The sequence below is a fragment of the Chryseobacterium cupriresistens genome (genome assembly GCF_046614675.1).
Lineage (GTDB): Bacteria > Bacteroidota > Bacteroidia > Flavobacteriales > Weeksellaceae > Chryseobacterium > Chryseobacterium cupriresistens.
On sequence record NZ_JBKKJT010000001.1, the window covers coordinates 192,206 to 213,646 of the forward strand.

Consider the following 21,441-nt stretch of genomic DNA (forward strand, 5'->3'; position numbering starts at 1 on the left):
AAAAATTAAAAAGCTACAGGTGCGGATATTGGAGCGTCTTTAGTAATTATTTGGGCAGCCAATAGATCGATATCTGATTTTTAGGAGTTGGCAGATGGTTATTGAGACATTTATTGAAGGGCTTTTTTGCATATGAATGGCCCAAAATTTGTATGTAAAGTTACTGCCAATTTTTGCTAAGATATTCATTTGGAACCATAACAAAATATAGATAATATGATCATCGATGAAAATCTTTTGCTCGAAAATGGAGCCGTTTACGAGGATTATCCCGCAAAGGAAATTATTTATGAAATGGGAAGTGTTCCCCACTATTATTTCCAGATTGTTAAGGGTACAGTAGAACTGAATAATTATCACGAGGATGGAAAAGAATTTACCCTGAATATCCTCTCAGAAGGTCAGAGTTTTGGAGAATCTTTACTTTTTGCCAATAAGAATTATCCGATGAATGCCATCGCTAAAACTGACTGCATAATTCTGAAATTACCAAAATCCAACTTTCTGAATATGTTGAGTACCAATAGAGAACTGATGTTTACAATTTTCCGTCATCTGTCAGACCGTCTTTTCGATAAGTATGTGATGCTGTTCAACAATTCATCCACTGACCCGGTGTCGAAAATAAAATCATTAATGGATTATTATAAGGATAGTTCCTTAAAACAAAATCCTTACTCTTATCCTGTTCCACTTACCAGGCAGCAAATTGCCAATTTGACAGGTTTGCGGGTCGAAACAGTAATACGGACGATTAAAAAAATGGCACAAGAAAAGATTCTGAAGCTTGATGGCCGAACGATTTTCTATTAATGTATTTTTATAGTAACCCTGGTTAGGTAAATCCAAAGTATCTACCAGATCTTCAACGATCTCTGATCATAATCATCATAATCCTGTGCATAGGTTTTTAAATGATGACAATCATTCGTTCCACCATATAATAAAAAGAATCAGAAAATAGTGTTAAATTTGATTTGAACAGATCTTTACTATTTGAAAAACTATAATTATGAATGAAGAACTAAAATTTAATCCAGTGGATCAATTTCCTACCCAGGTAGAAGGAGAGCAATTTTCGAGAACTGTTTTATTGTACGATAAAGATTTAGATAATTTTGATCTGGGCTATTATGACTTTGAGCTTCAAAAATGGCAGGCCATGGGAGGTTTTCAAATGGATGTAATTTGCTGGTCCTACATTCCTGTACCTAATGAATTACAAGTTTCAGGATTTGATTCTGTTACTATTGATTAATTACGGAACCAGATTACTTTAGATACATTAAAGTAATTGGAACTAAAGTATAATGAACTCTTGGATAATAAAGAAATACTGTTGACATTACTGTTATATTATTCCTTATTTTTACAGTAGACTTCTAATTAAGTTGATGTACATAGCAATTTTTAAATCATTATAATGATAAAGGAATTTTCATTTAAAAAATTTGGGAATTTAGAATTTAGCAAATCCTCCGTTCAAAATGATACCCTCAACAAAATAAACGAACATATCAAAGTTCTGTTCATTCCACAAAAAGCTATTATACAAGTGGATTTTCAGGAGATTGAAATGAAAACAGATACCTTATTATTTATTAATCCCCATGTCATCTTAAAGCCCTGTGAAACTATTGGAGGGCAATTGATGCATTTTAACAGGGATTTTTACTGTGTGGAAATTCATGATCATGAAGTTGCCTGTGATGGTATTCTGTATAACAATGTGTTTGAAATTCCATTCATCAATTTAAATGAAGAACAGTCTGCTGATATCCAAAAGATCATCAGTGATATTCAGTCCGAATTGAAAAATGAAGATTCCGGTACAGAAGAAATGCTGAGGACATTGTTAAAACTGATCATTCTTAAATCTACACGCATCTGGAAGCAGCAGCATCAGCTGGCAGACAATATACAGCAGGCCGATGTCCAATTTCTGCGGAAATTCAGCAAATTGGTAGAACAGCATTTCAAGACTCTCCATACTGTAGCTGATTATGCTGATTTGCTTTGTATTACGCCAAAAAATCTAAGTAAAAAAATAAGCCTGGTTAGTAAAGACACACCAAATGAAATTATAAAAAACCGTATTATACTTGAAAGTAAGCGTCTTTTAGTACATACTGCAATGAGTGTCAAAGAGATTGCCTACACATTGAATTACGAAGACGACGCCTATTTTGTCCGCTTTTTTACCAAACACACGGGAATATCCCCAACCAGTTTTAGAAAGCAGTTTTAACAAGGTATTTCTCCTATATCCAGTACAAGCACAGCCCTGATCGGTTGTGCTTTTTTCATATTTACACCTTTCTTATCCTAAAAACAGATTGTTCATAATGCTACTGGTTCCTGTTGGGGCAAAAAGTGCAATTCAAAGCGAAAACCATCCATTGATACGCCTTCGGAATTACCCCAACTTTGCAATAACAAAAAGGAACAATAACAACAACAACAATTAAATAGTAAAGACATGAACAAGTTTACAGTAAAAGACGGAACAGAAATTTATTTCAAAGATTTAGGTGAAGGGCAACCGATATTTTTTCACCATGGATGGCCATTGTCATCCGACGACTGGGATGCACAGATGATGTTCTTTCTGGAAAAAGGATATAGAGTTATTTCCCATGACAGAAGAGGGCACGGAAGATCGACTCAAACCTATAAGGGTAATGACATGGACACATATGCAGCGGATGTTGCAGAATTGGTAGAGTACCTGGATTTACAAGATGTGATCCATGTAGGTCATTCAACAGGTGGTGGCGAAGCGATAAGATATGCTGCCCAATATGGAAAAAAACGCGTATCTAAAGTGGTTTTAATAAGTGCAATTACACCTTATATGATTGCTGATGTCAATAATCCTGAAGGGGTACCACTTGCTGTATTTGACGATATCCGCCATAATACACTTCATAACAGACAGCAATTCTATCAGGATCTTACAGTTCCTTTCTACGGTTACAACAGAGAAGATGCGGTTATTAAAAAAGGTATACAGGACAACTGGTGGAGACAGGGAATGATGGGTGGTATCAAGGCACAATATGACTGTATCAAAGTCTTTTCTGAGACCGATTTTACAAAGGACCTAAAAAGTCTGGAAATACCTGTTTTGGTACTCCATGGTGATGATGATCAGATTGTGCCTTATCAGACTACGGCAGTAAAGGCTGCAGAACTTCTTAAAAATAGCCAACTGATCATTTATCCGGGCTATTCTCACGGCATGCCTACCCTCAATGCTGATGTAATCAATAAGGATATCCTATCATTTATAAAAGAATAAAAATCAAGAGAGGCAAGAAGTGCAATTCAAAGCGAAAGCCGTCCATTGGAAGGCCTGAGGAATAAGAGCAACTTTGTAGTGTCAAAATAACAACAATAATAAATATTTAAAGAAACATGAAAAATTTAATTTTAGCAGTCGTATTATTTACAACATTAATTTCAAACACAGTTTTATCACAAACAAAAAGAACACCCGCTTCCTTTGGAAGAGAAGAATATATTGAAGTAGAGAAAAATGTGAAACTTCATGTAACGGACCTTGGTGAGGGAGAGCCTATTGTTTTAATTCACGGATGGCCATTGAGTGATGCCATGTATGAATACCAGTATGCCGATTTTATCCAAAAAGGATATCGTGTGATTGGTATCACCTTAAGAGGATTCGGGTTATCTGATAAACCGGGAGGCACATATAATTATGATGTATTTGCAGATGATATCAAGGTTGTTCTGGACAAATTGGATATTAAAAATGCTACAATCGGCGGATTTTCCATGGGTGGCGCTACAGTGATTCATTATGTGGCCAAATACAATGCTGCCCACGTTTCCAAGATGGCATTATTTGGAGCGGCAGCACCGATCTGGACAAAACGTGCAGACTTTAATTATGGCCTGTGGACTAAAGAAGATGTCAATGGTTTGATCAATCTGAACAAAACTAACCGTCCGGAATTATTCGCCACATTTGGTAAGATATTTCCAGCTAATGAGACCAGCGTTTCACAAGGTCATGGCGCTTGGTTGGGAGGTATCCAGGCTCAGGCATCACCTTATGCAATGGCTGAGGGATTAAAAACTCTGAGAGATAGCGATTTGCGTAATGATTTGAAGAAAATAACAATTCCTACTTTGATCTTACACGGTAAGTTGGATAAAATCTGTTCTTATGATCTTGCGGAACAAATGAATATTTTGCTTAAAAACTCAACTTTAGTTCCTTTTGAAAAAAGCGGTCATGCCTTGTTCATCGAAGAGTTGGATAAATTTAATACCGAATTATTAAACTTCATCAAAAAATAGGATAATTACAGTATGAGGTTAGTCTAAAAAGCTAACCTCTTTTTTTTAATATTAAATGAATTAAAATGCGCAGATTTATATTACTTTTCATAACATTAACATTGTTGTCATGCAGTACAAAAAAAACGATTGTAGCAGTAAAACATACTAATCTGGTAAATCCGATAGGACCTTATAGTCATTCAATCAGATTTGGGAATTTAATATTTGTTTCAGGGCAGATTGGTCTTGATCAAAAGACAGGTAGTTTGAAATCCGGAATTGAAGCTCAAACCGTCCAGATTTTTAAAAATTTGGAGATTATTCTCAATGATAATAATTCAGATTTTGATCATATTGCCAAGACCACCATTTTTATTACGGATATGAAACAATTTGAGACAGTAAATAAGATATATAATCATTATTTCAAAAACCGCTTTCCGGCACGAAGTACAATTGAGATAAAGTCATTACCAAGAAATGCAAGTATCGAAATAGAATGCATTGCCACTCAGAAAAACTAATTGTTTTGATAGATTTATCAGATTTATATTAAGATTATGTTTATAGTTATAAAATAACTAGTGAACCCCCGACAATAAGATGTTAATGGAAAAAAATAATATCGTCATATCAGAAGGTAATTACTTGTTTAAAGGTGGGTTTTGATAAAATATCAGTTTCATTACTAATAGATTGCGGTCGAATTTTCTACAATGTGTATTTTTCAAATATAGTATACCTTGCTAAAAAAAGTTTATTTTTTTGTTGGTTGTGCATACTTGATACACTTGTGATTTTAATTATATAAATGTTTATATTTTTTTGAATATTTATTATAGTTTAGAATTAAATTTATTTTAAATAGCTATTTGTTAATTAAAATAATATAAATTAAGACATCTAAATTGTTATAAAGTTAAAACCTAAAAATGTATGCAAAAAAGATTACAATTACCCCTATTTAATAACTATAAATTTTTTTCAAATGATCTGGAAAAGATATATATTACTATTGATAAGAGGATTAAATATAGCTTTTTGAAATATTAATTCAATATTAGATATTGTTATGATTTATTTTAGAAAAGTACTTTGTTTAGGGATCATTTTTTCTTTTTTAGAATATAAGCCACAACTCTCAATACATAAAATTGACAGTTTGCAGACAGATGTTTTTACTAAACTGTTGAGAAGTGGTGAATTAAAACAAATAATTTCGCAAGAAAAAATCTGTCTTGAATTTGCTCGCAAACAGGATTATAAGAAAGGTAAGATAAGAGGGAACATCAATATTGCCTATGCTCTGACTTTACTCAAGAAAAACAAAATGAGTCTGGATTTTTTAGAGATTGCTAAAAAGGAACTTGAAAAAGAAGATGATGATAACCTTTTAGCATATTTGTATTTTGCTTATGGTATCAATTATAATTCACTAAATATGCACTCGCAGGCGATCAGAACTTTTGATATCGCATTTGCCTATGCACAAAAAATAGAAGACAAAAAGCTAAGAGAGAAAAGGTTATATGGTATCTATGATTGGAAACGAACTAGCTTTCAGGTCTTAGGGATGATGGATTCAGTATATAGTAATGAAAAAAAATGTATGCAGTCTCCCATGCCTATGTTGTTTATAACTATTGCTAACAAACATTTTCAAAAAAAGAATATTGATTCAGCTGAATTTTATATTAAAGGCTAATGAATTATTGTTCAAAAAGGAAATTCCGATCGAAGGTAAGGCTAATGTGCTACGTGCTTTCGGGAAACTATACATCAGAAAAAAGCAGTATGGAAAGGAATTGAATTATTTATTTAATTCATTCATTCATTAGAAATCACAACTAAAGCTAATCTAAGAAAAAGAAATCTGGAATCATATGAATTAATTTCAGAAGCTTATAAAGGACTTAACGACAAGGAGAAAGAGAATGAATATGCACTAAAGCGCTCGCTGCTAAGTGACAGTTTAAGAGCAGAAGAACAAACTGTTACTAATAATGTAGTTGAAAAAATTCTTGATGAAGAATTGTGTTAAAGCCTTGGAAGTTAAAAATTCAGATGGATCAGAATTATTTAAACTCCAAAGTAATGGAAATATAGGAATTAATGCAGGAGCATCTTTACCAACTGATTTACTGCATGTAAAGACTGATGTGAAACATGAAAATCTGCAGGTTTTGTCTTCCCCTTACAGCCCGTTAGCTGTTGATGCGACTGGTGCAGCCAAGATTAAGCCTGCAACAATCCAGTATTTTTATTTTAAACGAAGCTCGTCATTCGGGAGCTTTTCGCTTTTTAATACAAATATATATACCAATATACCGTTCCCTGCAGGGGGAGATGTTCTAGGTAATACGACTGGTTTTGGGTTCAGAACCGATGCTTCAGGAACGGTAAACTCACAGTCTGTTAGTAATATAAGTTATCTGACGATTCCTGAGCCTGGTGTATATCTTTTTGAAATGTATCAGACAGTGCTTTGTACCGGGTTTTCCAACAACTTCATCTAGTACAGGGCAAATTGCATAAATATGATACAGCTAATAGCGGAACCTCTGTCTATACTACAAATACAATTTTCAGAGATTATGCGATTGCCCGAAGAAGAGCGACAGGAGGAATTCATAGTAGCAGTTATGGTTATGCTAATCCATAGAAACTTATTGTTGCTTATCAGAGTACTACAGTCAATGAAAAAGTGGCGCTGTTTGTTAATTATGCCGGAGGAGACAGCTATAATACCCTAACATGTCAAATGAATAGACCGAACGGAAGTGATAATTATGGTTACTTAATAGTCACTAAGCTTTAAGTACCTTGAAGTAACACTATAAGATTCTAAAAACAACAATAAAGAAAAAAATGTTCCCAGAAACTCCTGCTATTTTATTCTATCCAGAGAATAAAAGCAGGAGTTGTTTATATAGGTTTGAAAGACACTAAGGGTTATATTATATTTTACTGATTATTAAGTATCGTTTCTCCATACATTTATTCTGTTTTTGTTAGGTAAATAGAAATTGAAAGTCCTGTTGTATCTGAAAAGTTATGTAAAATCAGAATGCGGTTTTATTGATTAGTTTTGCAAATCTTAATAAACAGTTTTTTCTCTTTCTTCATCCAAAGCTGATGCTGCTCTACACTTTTTTATTATTGGAGATGGTATCAGAATTAATATTATCCGATAATCATACTAAATTTGCAAAGGTATTTTACGATGATGCATTTATCAGAGTTTTTAAAGGTTTCAAGAAAAGATAAATTACTCCTTTTCGAGGTACCGTTTGTTAGTATTAACATAGAGGGGGTATTCTTTCTTTGCTTGGACTGATCTTTTCACATCTATGCAATGGGTTACAAATTTTCTTTCTGAGGTGGTTGATTCCAATAAGTTACCCGTCATCGGTTCTATAATCCAGCCTGTACCACCCCATTCGAAATCATCACTGAATCCTGAGCGATTAGAACTTAAACAATATGTCCCGGATATAATTGCAGAAGCTTTTCCACAAGTTAGCCATTGTTCAACAGAGGATTTCCCCGTTGCTCTGGGGCATAACAATAGATCTGCATTTTGTTTTCCATATTGACGGGCCTTTTCTGTGAACCACAGCTCAGTACACATGAGCACACCAATTTTCAAATCATCAAGCTGAACTGTCTCAAAGGAAATATTATCTTCTCTGTCAAACCAGCTTTCTTCCCAAAAATGATCTTCTTCCGGAAAAAGTGCTTTGGTATGAATTCTCCTATGTCCTTTTCCTCTTTGAAATACAAATGCCGTATTATAAAATTTTGTACCAACAATTTCAGGGGTAGAATAAACAATATACTTTGCTTCAAGCTTTTCTACTTCCTTGATCCAAAGTTGATGTTGTTCTACACTTTTTTGCTGTATATCTTCTGAAACCTCCTTGTTAATTACAAACCAGGAATAAAAAGGCATTTCAGGTAAGAGTAGTAAATCTGTCTTATTTTGAGCGAGATAAATTTGAAGTTCTCGCCAGTCTTCTAAAAATTCACTTCTATCATTGCTGAGTTCACATACCGTAACATTCATACTTAGCTATTTTTAATACTATATAAAGGATTATTTAAAGGACAGGACAAAGTTTTAAAACTTTGTCCTGTTTTATATTGTTGCGAAATCAATTATGCAGAAATTCCACCATCAATTTTAAAGTTGCTGCCTGTAATATATCCTGCTTCATCACTAGCCAGGAAATTAACTAGGGACGCTATTTCCTCTGGAAGCGCAAAGCGCTTTAACGGAATAGAATCCATGAGATACTGGCGTATATTTTCATCGGCATTAATCAGCATATCTGTTTCCGTAGCTCCCGGCTCTACACTGTTGACAGTAATTTTTCTAGGAGCAAGATCCCAAGCTAGACCTCTTGTATATGCAGAGACAGCAGCTTTTGTCGCGATGTAATCAGACATGCCAGGACTGCCAATTCTGATTCCACCAACCGAGGCAATGTTGATGATTCTACCTCCGTCAGGCATATATTTCTGTGCAGTTCTAACTGCTTCGGCAACAGAACGAATATTTACATCGATCTGGTTATTATATGCTTCTGCTCTTTCGCTTGCCGTTTCAATCGGACCGTTTACGGCTACTGCAGCATTATTGACCAAAACATCGATTTTGCCAAATGCTGCTACTGCATTTTCGATAGCATTTTCGACGGCTCCTTGAATTGCTCCATTAGCTTTTATGGCTAATGCTTTTCCTCCGGCCTCAACAATATCAGATACGATTTGCTGTGCGCTGTTTTCTGAGTTTAAATAAGTGAAAGCCACTATTGCGCCTTCTTTTGCAAGACGTTCTACGATTGCTTTCCCCATTCCGCGAGTTCCTCCGGTAACGAAGGCTGCTTTTCCTTTTAATGTTGACATTTTATGTGATTTTTATTTTAAAGTTTGTTAATATTAGTTTATAGATACCTGGTCTAAGTATCATTGATCATATACAATTTCTAAGACGTCTACTGAAGGTTTATCGTCACGGATTGACGATAATTTTACCTGCAGTGTGGTTTTTTTCGAGTTCCGTATGGGCCTGTGCTATTTCTTCAAGTTTAAACTTTTTGGAAACATGTGATTTTACTAAACCTTCTTTCATTAATCCTGCAATGGCCGTCATATCTTTTCCATTTGAAACAACAGCATTATAGTACGCATGCACATCTAATTCTTTAGCACGTTTTTCCCATCCGCTTCCATCAATGTGAGACCATAGACTTAATAATGTACCTCCCTTTTTCACTATGCTAAGGGTTTTTTGGATATGCTCATCCCGTAAGCCTTCAATAACATAGTCTACCGGTTCGATTACTTCTAAGAAGTCAGTCTTTTGATAATCGACAAATTCATCTGCTCCAAGGCTGATCACCAGGTCCTTTTTTGATCCGGAAGCTACAGCAATAACATAAGCTCCAAAATATTTGGCAAATTGCACGGCAAAATGCCCCACACCGCCACCGGCTGCGGTTATAAGCACACGGTCGCCCATTTTTATAGGATTTTTGATGAGCGGTTGCCAGGTAGTTAATGCTGCCATGCCTGCAGCAGCTGCTTCATCATGGGAAATATTAGCAGGTTTTATTGTAATGTCAACTATATTGGCAACTACATATTCTGCATAAGCTTTAGCGTGTCCGGCTGTAGTAAAGGTTGGAAAATTGAGTAGACCGAACACCTCGTCACCAATAGTAAAGGTGCTGACATTATTTCCGACAGCTTCAATTACACCAGAAACATCCCAGCCCAATATTTTGGGTGTTTCATTGTTAAATATGTAGTCTAATGCAGGGTTTTGCCGTGCATAGATATCTGTAGGATTAATGCTTATTGCATGAACTCTGATGAGCACTTCATTATCGTTAGGTGTTGGAATGGGAAGCTCTGCCATTGATAGTTGGTCGACATTTCCCTGCTTTTTTAATATGACTGCTTTCATTTTAGTAATTGTATAATGTTGTTGAGAATTTGAATAAATTTTTATAAAATTTTGATCCTTTATCTCATTTACTTATGCAAAGTTATAAGCAATTAGGTATAACTTTGTAACCGGTATCACGGCTGATACTTGAAATTGAAAATGGACGAAGCCTATTGGACAAAAGCAAAACTTATTTTGTTAAAATAATTAAACAATAAAGATTTTAAGAATATGAAAGAATGTGTAAAAACCAAAATTGACGCTCAGGATATAAAGGCATTGCAGGACACAATTTATGTAATCGGGGGGAAGTGGAAACTACCTATTATCTATTCTATCTGTAATGGCAATAAGCGTTTTAGCGACATTGAAAAAAGCATTCCGGGAATTACAAAACGGATGTTATCATTAAATTTAAAAGAACTCGAAGCCAATAAATTAATTACAAGAATCGTTGATGTAGATTTCCCTTCAATGATTGAATATGAATTCACAGAGTATGCAAAGGAATATGGCATTCTAATTACTGATATGATCGAGTGGGGAAAGAAGCATAAAAGACTAATAACCGATAAAAGTTTAGATAGTAAACAATGATTTACCAAAACACTAAAGAGAAGTTAAATTTGAAATCCAAAGAAGGTCAGTATTGAGGAAAGAATGGCAAGATTTTGATACAGATCGTTGGGTTTGATGTCGAGTAGAGATGATATTTAGCAATTCGCTTGTATGTTGAGAGGTTGGATTATAATCGATCACAAACAATGTTCCGGATAAATCATTAGCATCTAATGCTAAACTCAAAACTCTTGGAATCTTGGATAATAACCAGACTTCCTCAGTCTAATTTGCAGGATAAAAATGAACTTGTTTCAAGTTTAATATCCTTTAAATTATGACAACTATATATTTTAGTATACCAAATCAAAACAACAACGTTACCAATATCCCAATAATAACTCTGAACTTTTTACAGTATTTTTTGAACTTTTAATGAAATAAGTGCTTCAAATCATGATCTAATTTTGTCTATCAAAACTTAATTAAATACTAAAAATTTAAAATGAAAAAGACATTAATTATCATCACGCATCCCGATATGGATAACTCTGTCATCAACAAAAGATGGCTTACAGAATTAGAAAAATATCCTGAAAAATTCCAAATACATCAATTACATAAAGTTTATCCTGATCAAAAATTTGATATTGCAGCAGAACAAAAACTAATTGAAGAGCACGATCATATCATTTTCCAATTCCCATACTATTGGTATTGTGCTCCAGCATTATTAAAAAAGTGGCTGGACGAAGTTCTTACACACGGTTGGGCATATGGGAGTTCAAGCGGATTTAAGTTTAGAGGAAAGAAAGTCGCTTTGGCTATTTCATTAGGGTTTGAAAGAAGAACATTTACAACGCGGCACGCCTTTGAAATTTAATCTTGATGATCTCACTCATCCTTATGAAGCAATGTTTGATTGGATAAAAGCCGACTATCAGCCCTATTTTGCATACTACGGAATGACATTCGAGCCATCGGAAGAATGGGTGGAAAGAAGCGTACTTTTATATCTGGATTTTTTGAATCGCTTTAATCCTGAAAAAGAAGAGACAGTGTTGCTTAATTTGCAATAATAAATTAAATGTACTAGCAACCGGAATTAGCAAGAAGAGATGTATTATTATACCTCTCTTTTTTAATTTATAAAAGTATTTTCAACAAAATTTATCCATTACAAAGTGAAAATTATCCATTTTTTATCAGATTCAGATTCATCAATTTTACAGATCACAGAACGAAAATTATTGAACAAATGAACGATCTCAATTGCAGTAAAATTATCAAAGAAAATTCCAAGGTTTTATCTTGGAATGATGATATCCAAGTGATGTATTATCAGACTTCTAAGGAAATTATCAGAGCTAATATGTGCGTTCACATGAATATGATTAGCATTGTTCTGCAAGGTACAAAGGAGATTTTGGGATGTGGAATGAAGAGGGTTGTTCCGGCAGGTTCCGGTTTTTTTATGAAAAAAGGTTCTTATCTGGTTTCTGACAAAATCGAAGATGAAGAAAAAGATTACGAATCAATAATTATCTTTTTCTCTGATACTTGGCTCCAATCCCAAATAGATACAATATTCGATTGTAAAAATACTTCGGACACACAGGGTGAAGACTGTCTTAACGGAGATATTGCGTTGCTTGAGGAGGATAAATTAATGAATTCGGTGATTGATCAGCTTAAATCTTATTTCGAGTTAAGTCAGGATAAAGATCGTTTACAGATTTTATTGCCATTTAAAATCAGAGAGTTATTTCAGATCTTGATTTCTGCCCCAAATGGTTATCATTTTGAAAAACGATTACGCAGTCTTGATAATCATCATAATCCCGATTTGGTCGTATTAATGCAGAATAATTACAAAGAGAATATTTCTCTTGAGCAATATGCTTTTCTTGCCAATTGTAGCTTGTCAACATTTAAAAGAAAATTTATGCAGACCTTTAAAACAAATCCCGGAAAATGGATTATGCAGCGTAGATTGGAAGAGTCGTACGAATTATTAAAAAAATCAGAAAAGAACGTTACGGAAATAGCATATGAAGTCGGCTTTGAAACTCCCGCTCATTTTATAGCATCATTTAAACAGAAATATAGAAACACACCGAAACAGTTGCAAAAGCAACTTTAGCACAAAATCATTCTAAACTTTTCACGATAGTTTTTGAACTTTTTAAGAAATCAATTCATTCAAAACAAGCTGAACTTTGTCTTATAAATTTAAAACAATTAAAATTTAAAACAATGAAATTGTATTATTTTACAGACCCAATGTGTTCCTGGTGTTACGGTTTTAGTCCGGTGATGAAAAAACTGAAAGAAAGCTATCCGAATATTGATTTACAGATTATTTCAGGAGGTTTTGCACCGGGAAGCACACAGAAAGTGACAAAAGAGTATAAAGATTTCCTAGCATATCACTGGAGAAGCGTAAGTCTTCGCAGTGGTCAGTATTTCGACCATTCGATGAAGTTTGTTTCTGATAGTTTTCATTATGATACAGAGCCTTCGAGCAGGGCCTTAGTAGTAGTCCAAAGGTTTTTACCGGAGAAAGATTTCGAATTTTTAAGCCTGATGCAAAAATCGTTTTATGTGGAAGGAAAAGATATTACCAATGATGGGGTTTTGGCAGAATTAGCAGAAGAACTTGGAATTGAAAAAAAAACTTTTTTAGAAGGATTTCATTCGGAAGAGATAAAATTGAAAACTGCTCAAGGATTTCAATTTAGCAGGCAATTAGGCGTAAAGGGATTTCCAACTTTACTGACTTTGGAAAACGGAACTGTGAAAGTTTTGACTCATGGTTTTCAGTCTTTTGAAAGTTTAAAAGAAATTATTGAGGAAAGGTTGACAACAATGTTTATCCCGGAATCTTTTAGCGGGCAATCTTGTTCGGATATTTCCTGTGAATGTTGAGAAGATGAGTCGGCTAATATCTATTAACAGTGGATTTAGCCGACTTTTTTAATCTGTTAAAACTGCAATTATGAAAAAGCAAAATTTTTCTTCACTGATTGAAAAGATTCAGAAAAATCTCCATAAAACACTTCCAGGAGAAAAAGCACATCAAATAATGGAAGCTCTTTCTGCAAGTTATCTGACTTTAAGACCAACACGAAAAACGCGGAAAAGCGCGGTTTTGATGCTTTTATATCCAATCGATAATGAAATTTATTTCCCTTTGATTTTAAGGAATTCTTACGATGGTTTTCATTCCAATGAGGTTGGTTTTCCAGGAGGAAGATTTGAGTTGACTGATGAAAATCTTATCCAAACTGCACTTCGTGAAGCAAAGGAAGAAATCGGAGTAAATTCTGATGAGGTCAAAATTTTAGGAATATTAACCGAAATATTTATCGGCCCAAGTGATTTCAATGTCTTACCTGTAGTTGGTTATGTTCCATATCGGCCAAATTTTAAACCTGATTCTCGGGAAGTACAACAAATTTTCGAATTAAAGTTGGAGTACTTTTCAGCCCCCAATATTATCGGTTGCAGTGAAATCAGTATTCCCGGAGATTTGGTGACAACGCCTTATTATGAAGTTGATAACCATAAGGTTTGGGGTGCAACAGCTAAAATAATTGTTGAACTTTTGACCGTACTGAAACTTTAGTATTTACTTCTGTTTTGCAAGATAGTCTGTAAACTGTTCATTCAATAACTCACATTCGTGCTGCAATATTCCCGATTCAATTTCAGGCCTATTTCCCCATTTGGGAACCGTTTCCGTTTCAAGAATTTTAAATTCAGAAGATTGTCCGCCAACAAAAGGAACAGAAACTCCAAAGACCAATTTCGCAATTTTATGATGTCTGATAAGATAGGAACACATTATGCAAGGCTCGTGAGTTGAAAACATAACAGATTCCTCCAAAACATCTCTGTAACCATTTACTAAAGCATCTTTTACCGCTAAAATTTCTGCGTGTTGCGTAATATCTCCGCTTGATTTTCCAGATTCAATTCCTCTGCCTATAATTTTGTTTTCAAAAACCAAAAGAGATCCGACTGGCGGATTTCCTTTTTCCAAAGCTTGTTTTGCAAGTTCGATGCATTCAAGCATGTATTGATTGTAATTATTCATTTTTATTTTAATTAGATTCTGCTCCTCTGTTGAAACCGATAGTATTTCTATAAATCTGTGGTGAAACATCTGTTTTATTCTTAAAAAGCCGACTAAAATAATATTCGTCCTCATAGCCCAATTCGTAGGCAATTTCTTTAATTGTTTTGTCTGTAAGATACAATTCTCTTTTAGCCTCGATAATAATTCGTTCCGTAATTAAATCAGAAAGGGTTTTATTGAAATGATTCTTTGTAATTCTTGCCAGTGAAGCCGGAGTTTGATTCAATAAATCCGCATAATCACTGGCTGAATGTTTAGTTCTGAAATTATCTTCAATCGCATTTTTAAGATTTTGAATGATAAACTGCTGCTTAATATTTACCGTTTCAGAATTTTGAATCGTTTGCTGTTCCAGTTTAATTCTTGTCGCCGTAACCAGCAAAATTTTTAAATAAGAAATCAAAACTTCATCCTTTCTGAAAGCATCGTTTTTAAGTTCATTAGCAATTCCGTTAATCAAATTTAAAATGGAACTCTTACTAAATTCGTTTAAACTAATAAACGGCTGTTGATAAACATTATTGAATAAAATTCCATTCGCTGCAATTTCCTTATGATGCCTGTAAATACAGAAAAAATCGTGGTGAAACTGTATCGAAATTCCCATAATCGGCTTCGCAGACTGTAGCATAAAAGGCTGATACGGATAAAATGCAAACAGCGTATTTTCCTTGAAAGAATAATCGCAAAGGTCAACCGTCGCAACGCCTTCTCCCGAAGTAATCAGGATTAAAGTAAAATAATTATTCCGCTGAATATGGTCAAAATAGCTGTTGTTATCAAACTCAAAAAGTTTGAAAGCCAGATTTCCGTTTTGCTCGTTCACGAGAGTATAGACAGATTGTGATAGCATTGTTTCTGCAATTTAATTATTATTTTTAAATCAAAACTGCCCTTTAAAAATTTCAAAGAGCAGTTTTAAGACAAGATTAGAAAATCAAAATATCGTAACCCTCATTTCTCAGGTTAAGGAAACTTGGCAAACCAGGTGTTCCAGGAACCTCGTTTTCGTTCAATAACTCGTACCCGGAAATTTCCGTCCCAAATACTGCTACACAACCTTTCGAAAGACCATGAACATAATCTTTCACTTCATTGTAAAGCCCGTGAACAGGATGGTCTGCTTTTTCCAATTGTTCCGGCCATCTGATTCCTGTTCCCTGAAAAATAATTTTCACATCTTCACCCGCGTGCTTGAATTCGTAAGCCGAAGCCAAAGCGTTGAACACTCTTCCTAAAGCTTCTTCCGATCCAGACTTTGGGTCAGAAAGAATAATAATTGCTGTCTTTTTCATTGTATAAAAATTTAATTTACACTGCAAAGATGTGGGAATAAAGTACGCTAAAGAATGGATCATTTCTACTTTGTAATGGAGATTTTTTTTAGTTGGTCCTTTAATATTCATAGAAAAGCGAACTTTAGTTAAAAAGTTCGCTCAAAGTAAAATTCAAATTTATTATGATCCGGGTTTTACAAAAGTTTGCCAGCCTCGCATCGTTTCAATAAAACGTTCACTCAGTCCGCCTTCACGAAGAAAACCGGCTGTTACAGGCAACTGTGGACTGTCATACAACGGATTCGCTTTTACCTGAAGCGGAAAATCCCTCTGAAGGATTCCAGCTCTGGCAATCAACACAAAATCACAACCTTCATCCAGTAATTCTCCGGCCCGCTGTGCGCTCATAATTTTTCCGGCTGCACCCAGGCGAACGCCTTTTCTTGGAAGCTCTGTAAAAACACTCAACATCGTTTTGCCTTTAAAACTTCCTTCCCTTACAAGCTGAGCCGAATCCCAAAGTGCCAAATCCAGATAATCAATCAATTCTTTATCAAAAATTTCGGTGGTAATTTCACGTAATTCTTCCAAACGAAGTCCGTATCGTTCAATCGACAAGCGCCATCCAATCTGAAAATCATTTCCACAAGCTTTGCGAATTCCTTCAATCACTTCAATGGTGAATCGTGCCCGGTTTTCTATACTTCCTCCATATTTATCGGTTCGGTCATTCAGGTTTGGTGAGAGAAATTCAGACAAAATCCAACCAAAAGCACCGTGAACAGAAACGCCATCAAAACCAGATAATTGCGCCCTTTTTGCCGCTTCAATAAAACTGTCACGAATTCTTTCCACGTCTTCGGTTGAGATTGCTTTAATATCTTTCAATGTTTTGCTTGATGCAGGAGCCGGAATTCCTCCAAACTCTGGTTTGGCTCGGTGTCCAGCGTGATGAAGCTGTACAGCCGATAAAGCTCCCCCTCCACGAATAGCTGTTGCCATTTTCGTTAATCCAGGTAAATGTTTATCACTGTGAATTCCCAACTGCCGTTCAAATGCAATGGCTCCGGCTTCTACTGTAGATGCGCTGGTTTGGATTAATCCGTAGCCGCCCTTTGCCAATTGTTCCATCCATATTTGGTCGTATTTGGAGGCTGTACCATCAAAATCACTTTGCTGACTGGTCAGGGGAGCCAACATAAAACGGTTTCTCATCGGCGAACCGTGCAGAAAAGTGAGGGGTTTAAATAAATCAGAAACAGACATTTTGTATAAATTTTATGGTTTTATTTATCAATTTTATCTGTTACAAAGTTGGATCTTTACAAGGTCTTTAAAAATGGATTATTTTTACGTTGTAATGGATGTTTCTATAAGATTGGTTTATTAACACACTAGTTATACTTTAAATTAAATTCTTTTAATAATAATATCTACAGATCGAATCTAAAGGATGCAAATTTTACTAAATTATCTAATGAAAATAGTTGTGTTTATAAAGAGTATGTAAACTATTTTATATTTTTGTCAGCAGATATTTTGGAAGCCTGTTTCATTTGGACTGGATTTTCCTGTTTGGCAATGTAACTTTCTTCTATCTAAATAAAAGACATTAACATCTTTATATCTTATTAAATGAATATTATGAAAAACAAATTCACAAGACTTACAGAACAGCAGTTGGCCAACAAATGCAATTTCATTGAAAACTATTTGGCATCTCAAAATGCCGCAAGTGGAGCAATATTTGACTCGAACGCGAATGTTTCCACCAAAAATATTGCAACCATGGAAGCAGAATTGAACAAAGATATCAACATCCAGATCAATCGCAATCTTATTGGTAATAAGATAGAAGAACTCTTTGGAGCAAGCCTTGCCAAAGAATATATAAGACAGTTGGAAGAACATGAAATCTATGCTCATGATGAAACAAGTCTAAAACCATACTGTGTAAGTGTATCCATGTATCCGTTGCTTTTGGACGGATTGACAAAGCTTGGTGGCGAGTCTAAAGCCCCCAAACATTTGGGCAGTTTCTGTGGCTCCTTTGTGAATTTTCTTTTTTCAGTATCTTCACAATTCGCAGGTGCTGTGGCGACCGTGGAATTTCTGCTGTATTTCGATCACTTTGCAAGAAAAGATTTTGGTGAAAATTATATTCAAACACATGCCGAAATGATTGAAAATGAGCTTCAACACGTTGTATACGCTATCAATCAGCCGGCTGCAGCCCGCGGTTACCAGTCCGTTTTCTGGAATATTTCCTTGTACGACAGACCTTACTTCGATTCAATGTTCGGAACATTCTTTTTTCCTGATGGAAGCAAGCCTGATTATTTCTTTTTGGACAGACTTCAGCAATTTTTCATGCAATGGTTCAATAAAGAACGTTGCAAAGCAGTACTCACATTCCCTGTAATTACGGCAGCAATGCTCACTAGGGACAAAAAAGTCTATGATGAGGCCTTTGCAGATTTCTGTTCAAAAGAGTTGAGCGAAGGAAATTCATTCTTCATTTATCAGTCCGAAAACGCTGATTCTCTGGCAAGTTGTTGCAGACTGAGAAACGAAATATCAGACAATACATTCAGCTATTCTTTGGGGGCAGGAGGAGTATCTACAGGAAGCATCAATGTAATCACCATCAATATGAATCGTCTTTATCAGAAAGAAATTCCGTTAGAGACAATGATTGATAATATTCATAAATATCAAGTGGCTTTCAGAAGTCTTATTCAGGATTATAAGAATGCGGGAATGCTTCCGGTATACGATGCGGGTTTCATTTCTCTTGACAAACAGTTCCTTACCATTGGGATCAACGGAATGGTGGAAGCTGCAGAATTTCTGGGCATTGAAATTTCAGATAATGAGCGCTACAAAAACTTCATCAATGAAAATCTTAAACTGATTTTTACGAAAAATAAAGAAGCCAAAGAAAAATATGGATATATGTTCAATACAGAATTTGTTCCTGCCGAAAACCTGGGTGTAAAAAATGCCAAATGGGATAAAGAAGACTGGCTGTACGTTCCGAGAGACTGCTACAATTCTTACTTCTATATTGTTGAAGATGAAAGCCAAAACCTAATCGATAAATTCTTCCTTCACGGAAACGAGTATATACAGTATCTTGACGGAGGCTCTGCTTATCATTGCAATCTTGAAGAATATCCTACCCAGGAAGGTTTTAAAAAACTATTGAATGTGGCTGCGTATACAGGATGTAATTATTTCTGCTTCAATATAAAAGTGACGGTTTGCAATAGTTGCGGTTATATCAACAAAAAAACGATGGATCACTGTACAGAATGTCAGTCTGATGATATTGATTACGCTACACGTGTGATCGGTTATCTGAAAAAAGTCACCAACTTCTCTAAAGATCGCCAGAAAGAAGAAAAAAGAAGATATTACGGGAATGCTGAAGTATGATAGCTATGATATTGTTCTGCAGGAAATTCCTGATGAGGTTTCACTATGTCTTACCATTACAGGCTGTCAATTAGCGTGTGAAGGTTGCCATTCAGAACATCTGTGGAATCCTGAAAACGGAACAGAGCTTACTCATGATATTTTTCGGAATTTAATCACGAAATATAAAAAAACGATTACCTGTGTTCTTTTTATGGGAGGGGAATGGGTAGATTCTGAACTCATTGCTCTGATTTCCATGACAAAAAGAGAAAAGCTAAAAGTCGGTCTTTATACCGGATTGAACGAAAAACAAATGAAAAGGAAACATCCGATTTTACTGGAAAATCTGGATTACTTAAAAACAGGGAAGTGGATCGCAGACTTGGGAGGACTTAACAGCATAAGCACCAATCAGGTATTGAAAGATCTCACCACGGGAAGGATTTTGAATGGCTATTTCCTTAACAATAAATAAATCGAAAAAGTACTGTTTTACAGTACTTTTTTATGGATCTAGATTGGATTTTAGATCTATGATGTAAATCATGTTTGTATTAAATATTTGATTTTCAGTTGAATATGGTGTGTATTCTTCAAAAATTATTTTGAATGAATTAAAATAAGATATTTTTGTCTTATTTTAATATCTGATTACTGTATCTTTGTTACAGAGATTAATTCTGCATGCAACTAAGTGAATGACCATTAAAAACTTATACAGATGTTCAGCATTTTCACAAAGATCAATAAAAAAGCATTTATTAATGCCATCATTGCCACATTAGTGGTCATTGCCGTTACGGTAATAGGATCGGTAAATCTACAGAATTTTGATGCCGCTTTGATCATTTATTTCTTCGGAACGATCAGCATGACTTTCGGAGTTGTCTATCATCATTCGGTATGGAAACAGCGTCCGGCAACACAGAAATACTGGAAGCGTACCTGGGAATTTATTTTCAGTAAAGATTACCCGGTTTATGTAAAAGAAGTGATCCGTTTATCTGTTCGTAACATCATTTTTCAGAAATTCATCGTTCCAAGAGGTAAAACGCGTTGGTTAGGACATTTCCTTTTAGCTACAGGATGTCTCATCTCATTTATGGTCACATTCGGACTTACATTTGGATGGCTGCACTTCACCTTAAAACCAGGAACCATAGATCAGTATGAAACCCATATGATGGGCTTTACTGTGATGACATTTCCTCTCGATACTGCCATAGCCGTTTTCTTTTTCCATATTCTGGTTTGGACCTCGATCATGGTTATCGTGGGTTGTCTCATTATGATGCACAGAAGATTCGTGGATGAAGGTCTTATCGCTACCCAATGGTTTGAAAGAGACTGGCTTCCTTTGATCTTATTGGTAGCTGTTTCTGTGACAGGATTGGGAATTTGGTTTGATTATACCTATCTCGAAGGAAAAATGAGTCAGTTTATGGCTATTACCCATGCCATTACGGTAGCTATGTTCCTTATGTGGATCCCTTTTGGAAAGTTCTTTCACATCTTTCAGCGACCAGCACAAGTGGGAGCAAATATCTATAAAATTGAAGGAAAACGAAGGGGAATGCAGGTTTGTCCGCATACAGGCGACGAATACACCACAAAAATGCATATTGATGACCTGAAGGAAATCACAAAAAAAATGGGCTTTGATTTAGTACGCGAAGATGGCAAAAGCTATTTGGATTACAGCCCCGAAGGAAAAAGAGCAATGCTAGCCAAAGCGCACCTTAAAGCAAGACAAGAATCAGGAAAATATTTTGGTTAAAATAGAA

24 protein-coding genes are annotated in these 21,441 nt (G+C 35.1%); 17 read left to right on the top strand and 7 right to left on the bottom strand.

The features are described from left to right. Window positions 1-216: 216 nt before the first annotated feature. The 8 genes from ACLI50_RS00950 (at window position 217) to ACLI50_RS00985 (ending at window position 6,824) form a co-directional block, all read left to right on the top strand. A complete protein-coding gene (locus ACLI50_RS00950; RefSeq protein ID WP_395974008.1) occupies window positions 217-813 on the top strand; it encodes a Crp/Fnr family transcriptional regulator in 597 nt (198 codons plus the stop codon). Window positions 814-1,012: 199 nt separating this feature from the next. Next, a complete protein-coding gene (locus ACLI50_RS00955) occupies window positions 1,013-1,258 on the top strand; it encodes a hypothetical protein (protein WP_395974006.1) in 246 nt (81 codons plus the stop codon). Window positions 1,259-1,423: 165 nt separating this feature from the next. After that, the gene (locus ACLI50_RS00960; protein ID WP_395974004.1) at window positions 1,424-2,248 is read left to right on the top strand and encodes a helix-turn-helix domain-containing protein; all 825 of its coding nucleotides are present in this window, start codon (window positions 1,424-1,426) and stop codon (window positions 2,246-2,248) included. Window positions 2,249-2,479: 231 nt separating this feature from the next. Beyond that, window positions 2,480-3,301: an alpha/beta fold hydrolase gene (locus ACLI50_RS00965; RefSeq protein WP_395974002.1), complete on the top strand. Its 822-nt coding sequence runs from the start codon at window positions 2,480-2,482 to the stop codon at window positions 3,299-3,301. A 116-nt stretch (window positions 3,302-3,417) separates the two neighbouring features. Next, entirely contained in the window at window positions 3,418-4,326 is a 909-nt protein-coding gene (locus tag ACLI50_RS00970) for an alpha/beta fold hydrolase (RefSeq protein ID WP_411412958.1), read from the top strand. Between the two features lie 65 nt (window positions 4,327-4,391). Next, window positions 4,392-4,832, top strand: a complete 441-nt coding sequence (locus tag ACLI50_RS00975) for a RidA family protein (protein WP_411412959.1) — start codon at window positions 4,392-4,394, stop codon at window positions 4,830-4,832. Between the two features lie 638 nt (window positions 4,833-5,470). Further along, on the top strand, window positions 5,471-6,013 hold the full coding sequence (locus tag ACLI50_RS00980; RefSeq protein ID WP_411412960.1) for a hypothetical protein: 543 nt from the start codon (window positions 5,471-5,473) through the stop codon (window positions 6,011-6,013). A 319-nt stretch (window positions 6,014-6,332) separates the two neighbouring features. Continuing rightward, window positions 6,333-6,824: a hypothetical protein gene (locus ACLI50_RS00985; RefSeq protein WP_395973996.1), complete on the top strand. Its 492-nt coding sequence runs from the start codon at window positions 6,333-6,335 to the stop codon at window positions 6,822-6,824. Window positions 6,825-7,576: 752 nt separating this feature from the next. On the opposite strand, the gene ACLI50_RS00990 is transcribed toward ACLI50_RS00985, so the two are convergent. From ACLI50_RS00990 to ACLI50_RS01000, 3 genes are all read right to left on the bottom strand, one after another. Then, on the bottom strand, window positions 7,577-8,374 hold the full coding sequence (locus ACLI50_RS00990; RefSeq protein WP_395973994.1) for a carbon-nitrogen hydrolase family protein: 798 nt from the start codon (window positions 8,372-8,374) through the stop codon (window positions 7,577-7,579). A 92-nt stretch (window positions 8,375-8,466) separates the two neighbouring features. Next, window positions 8,467-9,216, bottom strand: a complete 750-nt coding sequence (locus ACLI50_RS00995; RefSeq protein WP_395973992.1) for an SDR family NAD(P)-dependent oxidoreductase — start codon at window positions 9,214-9,216, stop codon at window positions 8,467-8,469. Between the two features lie 106 nt (window positions 9,217-9,322). Then, entirely contained in the window at window positions 9,323-10,279 is a 957-nt protein-coding gene (locus tag ACLI50_RS01000; protein WP_395973990.1) for an NADP-dependent oxidoreductase, read from the bottom strand. 213 nt (window positions 10,280-10,492) lie between these two features. Here ACLI50_RS01000 and ACLI50_RS01005 point away from each other — a divergent pair, with 213 nt between their 5' ends. The 6 genes from ACLI50_RS01005 (at window position 10,493) to ACLI50_RS01030 (ending at window position 14,447) form a co-directional block, all read left to right on the top strand. Continuing rightward, a complete protein-coding gene (locus ACLI50_RS01005) occupies window positions 10,493-10,858 on the top strand; it encodes a winged helix-turn-helix transcriptional regulator (RefSeq protein WP_395973988.1) in 366 nt (121 codons plus the stop codon). Window positions 10,859-11,324: 466 nt separating this feature from the next. After that, entirely contained in the window at window positions 11,325-11,702 is a 378-nt protein-coding gene (locus ACLI50_RS01010) for an NAD(P)H-dependent oxidoreductase (protein ID WP_411412961.1), read from the top strand. Then, window positions 11,692-11,898 (top strand): hypothetical protein, encoded by a 207-nt coding sequence (locus ACLI50_RS01015; RefSeq protein WP_411412962.1) that lies wholly within the window; start codon window positions 11,692-11,694, stop codon window positions 11,896-11,898. Before ACLI50_RS01010 ends, ACLI50_RS01015 begins: the two co-directional genes overlap by 11 nt. Before the next feature lie 179 nt (window positions 11,899-12,077). After that, entirely contained in the window at window positions 12,078-12,962 is an 885-nt protein-coding gene (locus tag ACLI50_RS01020) for a helix-turn-helix domain-containing protein (RefSeq protein WP_411412963.1), read from the top strand. Window positions 12,963-13,075: 113 nt separating this feature from the next. Next, window positions 13,076-13,747 (top strand): DsbA family protein, encoded by a 672-nt coding sequence (locus ACLI50_RS01025; protein ID WP_277694255.1) that lies wholly within the window; start codon window positions 13,076-13,078, stop codon window positions 13,745-13,747. Window positions 13,748-13,817: 70 nt separating this feature from the next. After that, the gene (locus ACLI50_RS01030) at window positions 13,818-14,447 is read left to right on the top strand and encodes an NUDIX hydrolase (protein WP_042721856.1); all 630 of its coding nucleotides are present in this window, start codon (window positions 13,818-13,820) and stop codon (window positions 14,445-14,447) included. Between the two features lie 3 nt (window positions 14,448-14,450). Here the strand turns inward: ACLI50_RS01030 and ACLI50_RS01035 are convergent, their stop codons facing one another. From ACLI50_RS01035 to ACLI50_RS01050, 4 genes are all read right to left on the bottom strand, one after another. Further along, the gene (locus tag ACLI50_RS01035; RefSeq protein WP_227942464.1) at window positions 14,451-14,918 is read right to left on the bottom strand and encodes a nucleoside deaminase; all 468 of its coding nucleotides are present in this window, start codon (window positions 14,916-14,918) and stop codon (window positions 14,451-14,453) included. 7 nt (window positions 14,919-14,925) lie between these two features. Continuing rightward, entirely contained in the window at window positions 14,926-15,813 is an 888-nt protein-coding gene (locus ACLI50_RS01040; RefSeq protein ID WP_227942463.1) for a helix-turn-helix domain-containing protein, read from the bottom strand. Window positions 15,814-15,889: 76 nt separating this feature from the next. Beyond that, window positions 15,890-16,255: a DsrE family protein gene (locus tag ACLI50_RS01045; protein ID WP_042721867.1), complete on the bottom strand. Its 366-nt coding sequence runs from the start codon at window positions 16,253-16,255 to the stop codon at window positions 15,890-15,892. A 162-nt stretch (window positions 16,256-16,417) separates the two neighbouring features. Further along, window positions 16,418-17,503 (bottom strand): NADH:flavin oxidoreductase, encoded by a 1,086-nt coding sequence (locus tag ACLI50_RS01050; RefSeq protein ID WP_083862212.1) that lies wholly within the window; start codon window positions 17,501-17,503, stop codon window positions 16,418-16,420. Between the two features lie 378 nt (window positions 17,504-17,881). Between ACLI50_RS01050 and nrdD the strand changes: the two genes are divergently transcribed. The 3 genes from nrdD (at window position 17,882) to ACLI50_RS01065 (ending at window position 21,434) form a co-directional block, all read left to right on the top strand. Continuing rightward, a complete protein-coding gene (gene nrdD, locus ACLI50_RS01055; RefSeq protein WP_227942461.1) occupies window positions 17,882-19,675 on the top strand; it encodes an anaerobic ribonucleoside-triphosphate reductase in 1,794 nt (597 codons plus the stop codon). Further along, window positions 19,662-20,132, top strand: a complete 471-nt coding sequence (gene nrdG, locus ACLI50_RS01060) for an anaerobic ribonucleoside-triphosphate reductase activating protein (protein ID WP_120231276.1) — start codon at window positions 19,662-19,664, stop codon at window positions 20,130-20,132. The genes nrdD and nrdG overlap by 14 nt, the downstream gene beginning before the upstream one ends. A 246-nt stretch (window positions 20,133-20,378) precedes the next feature. Beyond that, a complete protein-coding gene (locus ACLI50_RS01065; protein ID WP_309871959.1) occupies window positions 20,379-21,434 on the top strand; it encodes an MFS transporter in 1,056 nt (351 codons plus the stop codon). The last annotated feature ends 7 nt before the right edge of the window (window positions 21,435-21,441 follow it).

Excerpts from the sequence above, each read along its gene's own strand:
- ACLI50_RS01035 (WP_227942464.1), bottom strand. The coding sequence starts at position 14,918 with ATGAATAATTACAATCAATACATGCTTGAATGCATCGAACTTGCAAAA.
- ACLI50_RS00970 (WP_411412958.1), top strand. The coding sequence starts at position 3,418 with ATGAAAAATTTAATTTTAGCAGTCGTATTATTTACAACATTAATTTCA.
- ACLI50_RS00965 (WP_395974002.1), top strand. The coding sequence starts at position 2,480 with ATGAACAAGTTTACAGTAAAAGACGGAACAGAAATTTATTTCAAAGAT.
- ACLI50_RS01050 (WP_083862212.1), bottom strand. The coding sequence starts at position 17,503 with ATGTCTGTTTCTGATTTATTTAAACCCCTCACTTTTCTGCACGGTTCG.
- ACLI50_RS00990 (WP_395973994.1), bottom strand. The coding sequence starts at position 8,374 with ATGAATGTTACGGTATGTGAACTCAGCAATGATAGAAGTGAATTTTTA.
- ACLI50_RS00985 (WP_395973996.1), top strand. The coding sequence starts at position 6,333 with ATGAAGAATTGTGTTAAAGCCTTGGAAGTTAAAAATTCAGATGGATCA.
- ACLI50_RS01025 (WP_277694255.1), top strand. The coding sequence starts at position 13,076 with ATGAAATTGTATTATTTTACAGACCCAATGTGTTCCTGGTGTTACGGT.
- ACLI50_RS00960 (WP_395974004.1), top strand. The coding sequence starts at position 1,424 with ATGATAAAGGAATTTTCATTTAAAAAATTTGGGAATTTAGAATTTAGC.
- ACLI50_RS01020 (WP_411412963.1), top strand. The coding sequence starts at position 12,078 with ATGAACGATCTCAATTGCAGTAAAATTATCAAAGAAAATTCCAAGGTT.
- ACLI50_RS00995 (WP_395973992.1), bottom strand. The coding sequence starts at position 9,216 with ATGTCAACATTAAAAGGAAAAGCAGCCTTCGTTACCGGAGGAACTCGC.
- ACLI50_RS00950 (WP_395974008.1), top strand. The coding sequence starts at position 217 with ATGATCATCGATGAAAATCTTTTGCTCGAAAATGGAGCCGTTTACGAG.
- nrdD (WP_227942461.1), top strand. The coding sequence starts at position 17,882 with ATGAAAAACAAATTCACAAGACTTACAGAACAGCAGTTGGCCAACAAA.
- nrdG (WP_120231276.1), top strand. The coding sequence starts at position 19,662 with ATGCTGAAGTATGATAGCTATGATATTGTTCTGCAGGAAATTCCTGAT.
- ACLI50_RS01000 (WP_395973990.1), bottom strand. The coding sequence starts at position 10,279 with ATGAAAGCAGTCATATTAAAAAAGCAGGGAAATGTCGACCAACTATCA.
- ACLI50_RS01005 (WP_395973988.1), top strand. The coding sequence starts at position 10,493 with ATGAAAGAATGTGTAAAAACCAAAATTGACGCTCAGGATATAAAGGCA.
- ACLI50_RS01065 (WP_309871959.1), top strand. The coding sequence starts at position 20,379 with ATGTTCAGCATTTTCACAAAGATCAATAAAAAAGCATTTATTAATGCC.
- ACLI50_RS01030 (WP_042721856.1), top strand. The coding sequence starts at position 13,818 with ATGAAAAAGCAAAATTTTTCTTCACTGATTGAAAAGATTCAGAAAAAT.
- ACLI50_RS01010 (WP_411412961.1), top strand. The coding sequence starts at position 11,325 with ATGAAAAAGACATTAATTATCATCACGCATCCCGATATGGATAACTCT.
- ACLI50_RS01045 (WP_042721867.1), bottom strand. The coding sequence starts at position 16,255 with ATGAAAAAGACAGCAATTATTATTCTTTCTGACCCAAAGTCTGGATCG.
- ACLI50_RS01040 (WP_227942463.1), bottom strand. The coding sequence starts at position 15,813 with ATGCTATCACAATCTGTCTATACTCTCGTGAACGAGCAAAACGGAAAT.
- ACLI50_RS00975 (WP_411412959.1), top strand. The coding sequence starts at position 4,392 with ATGCGCAGATTTATATTACTTTTCATAACATTAACATTGTTGTCATGC.
- ACLI50_RS00955 (WP_395974006.1), top strand. The coding sequence starts at position 1,013 with ATGAATGAAGAACTAAAATTTAATCCAGTGGATCAATTTCCTACCCAG.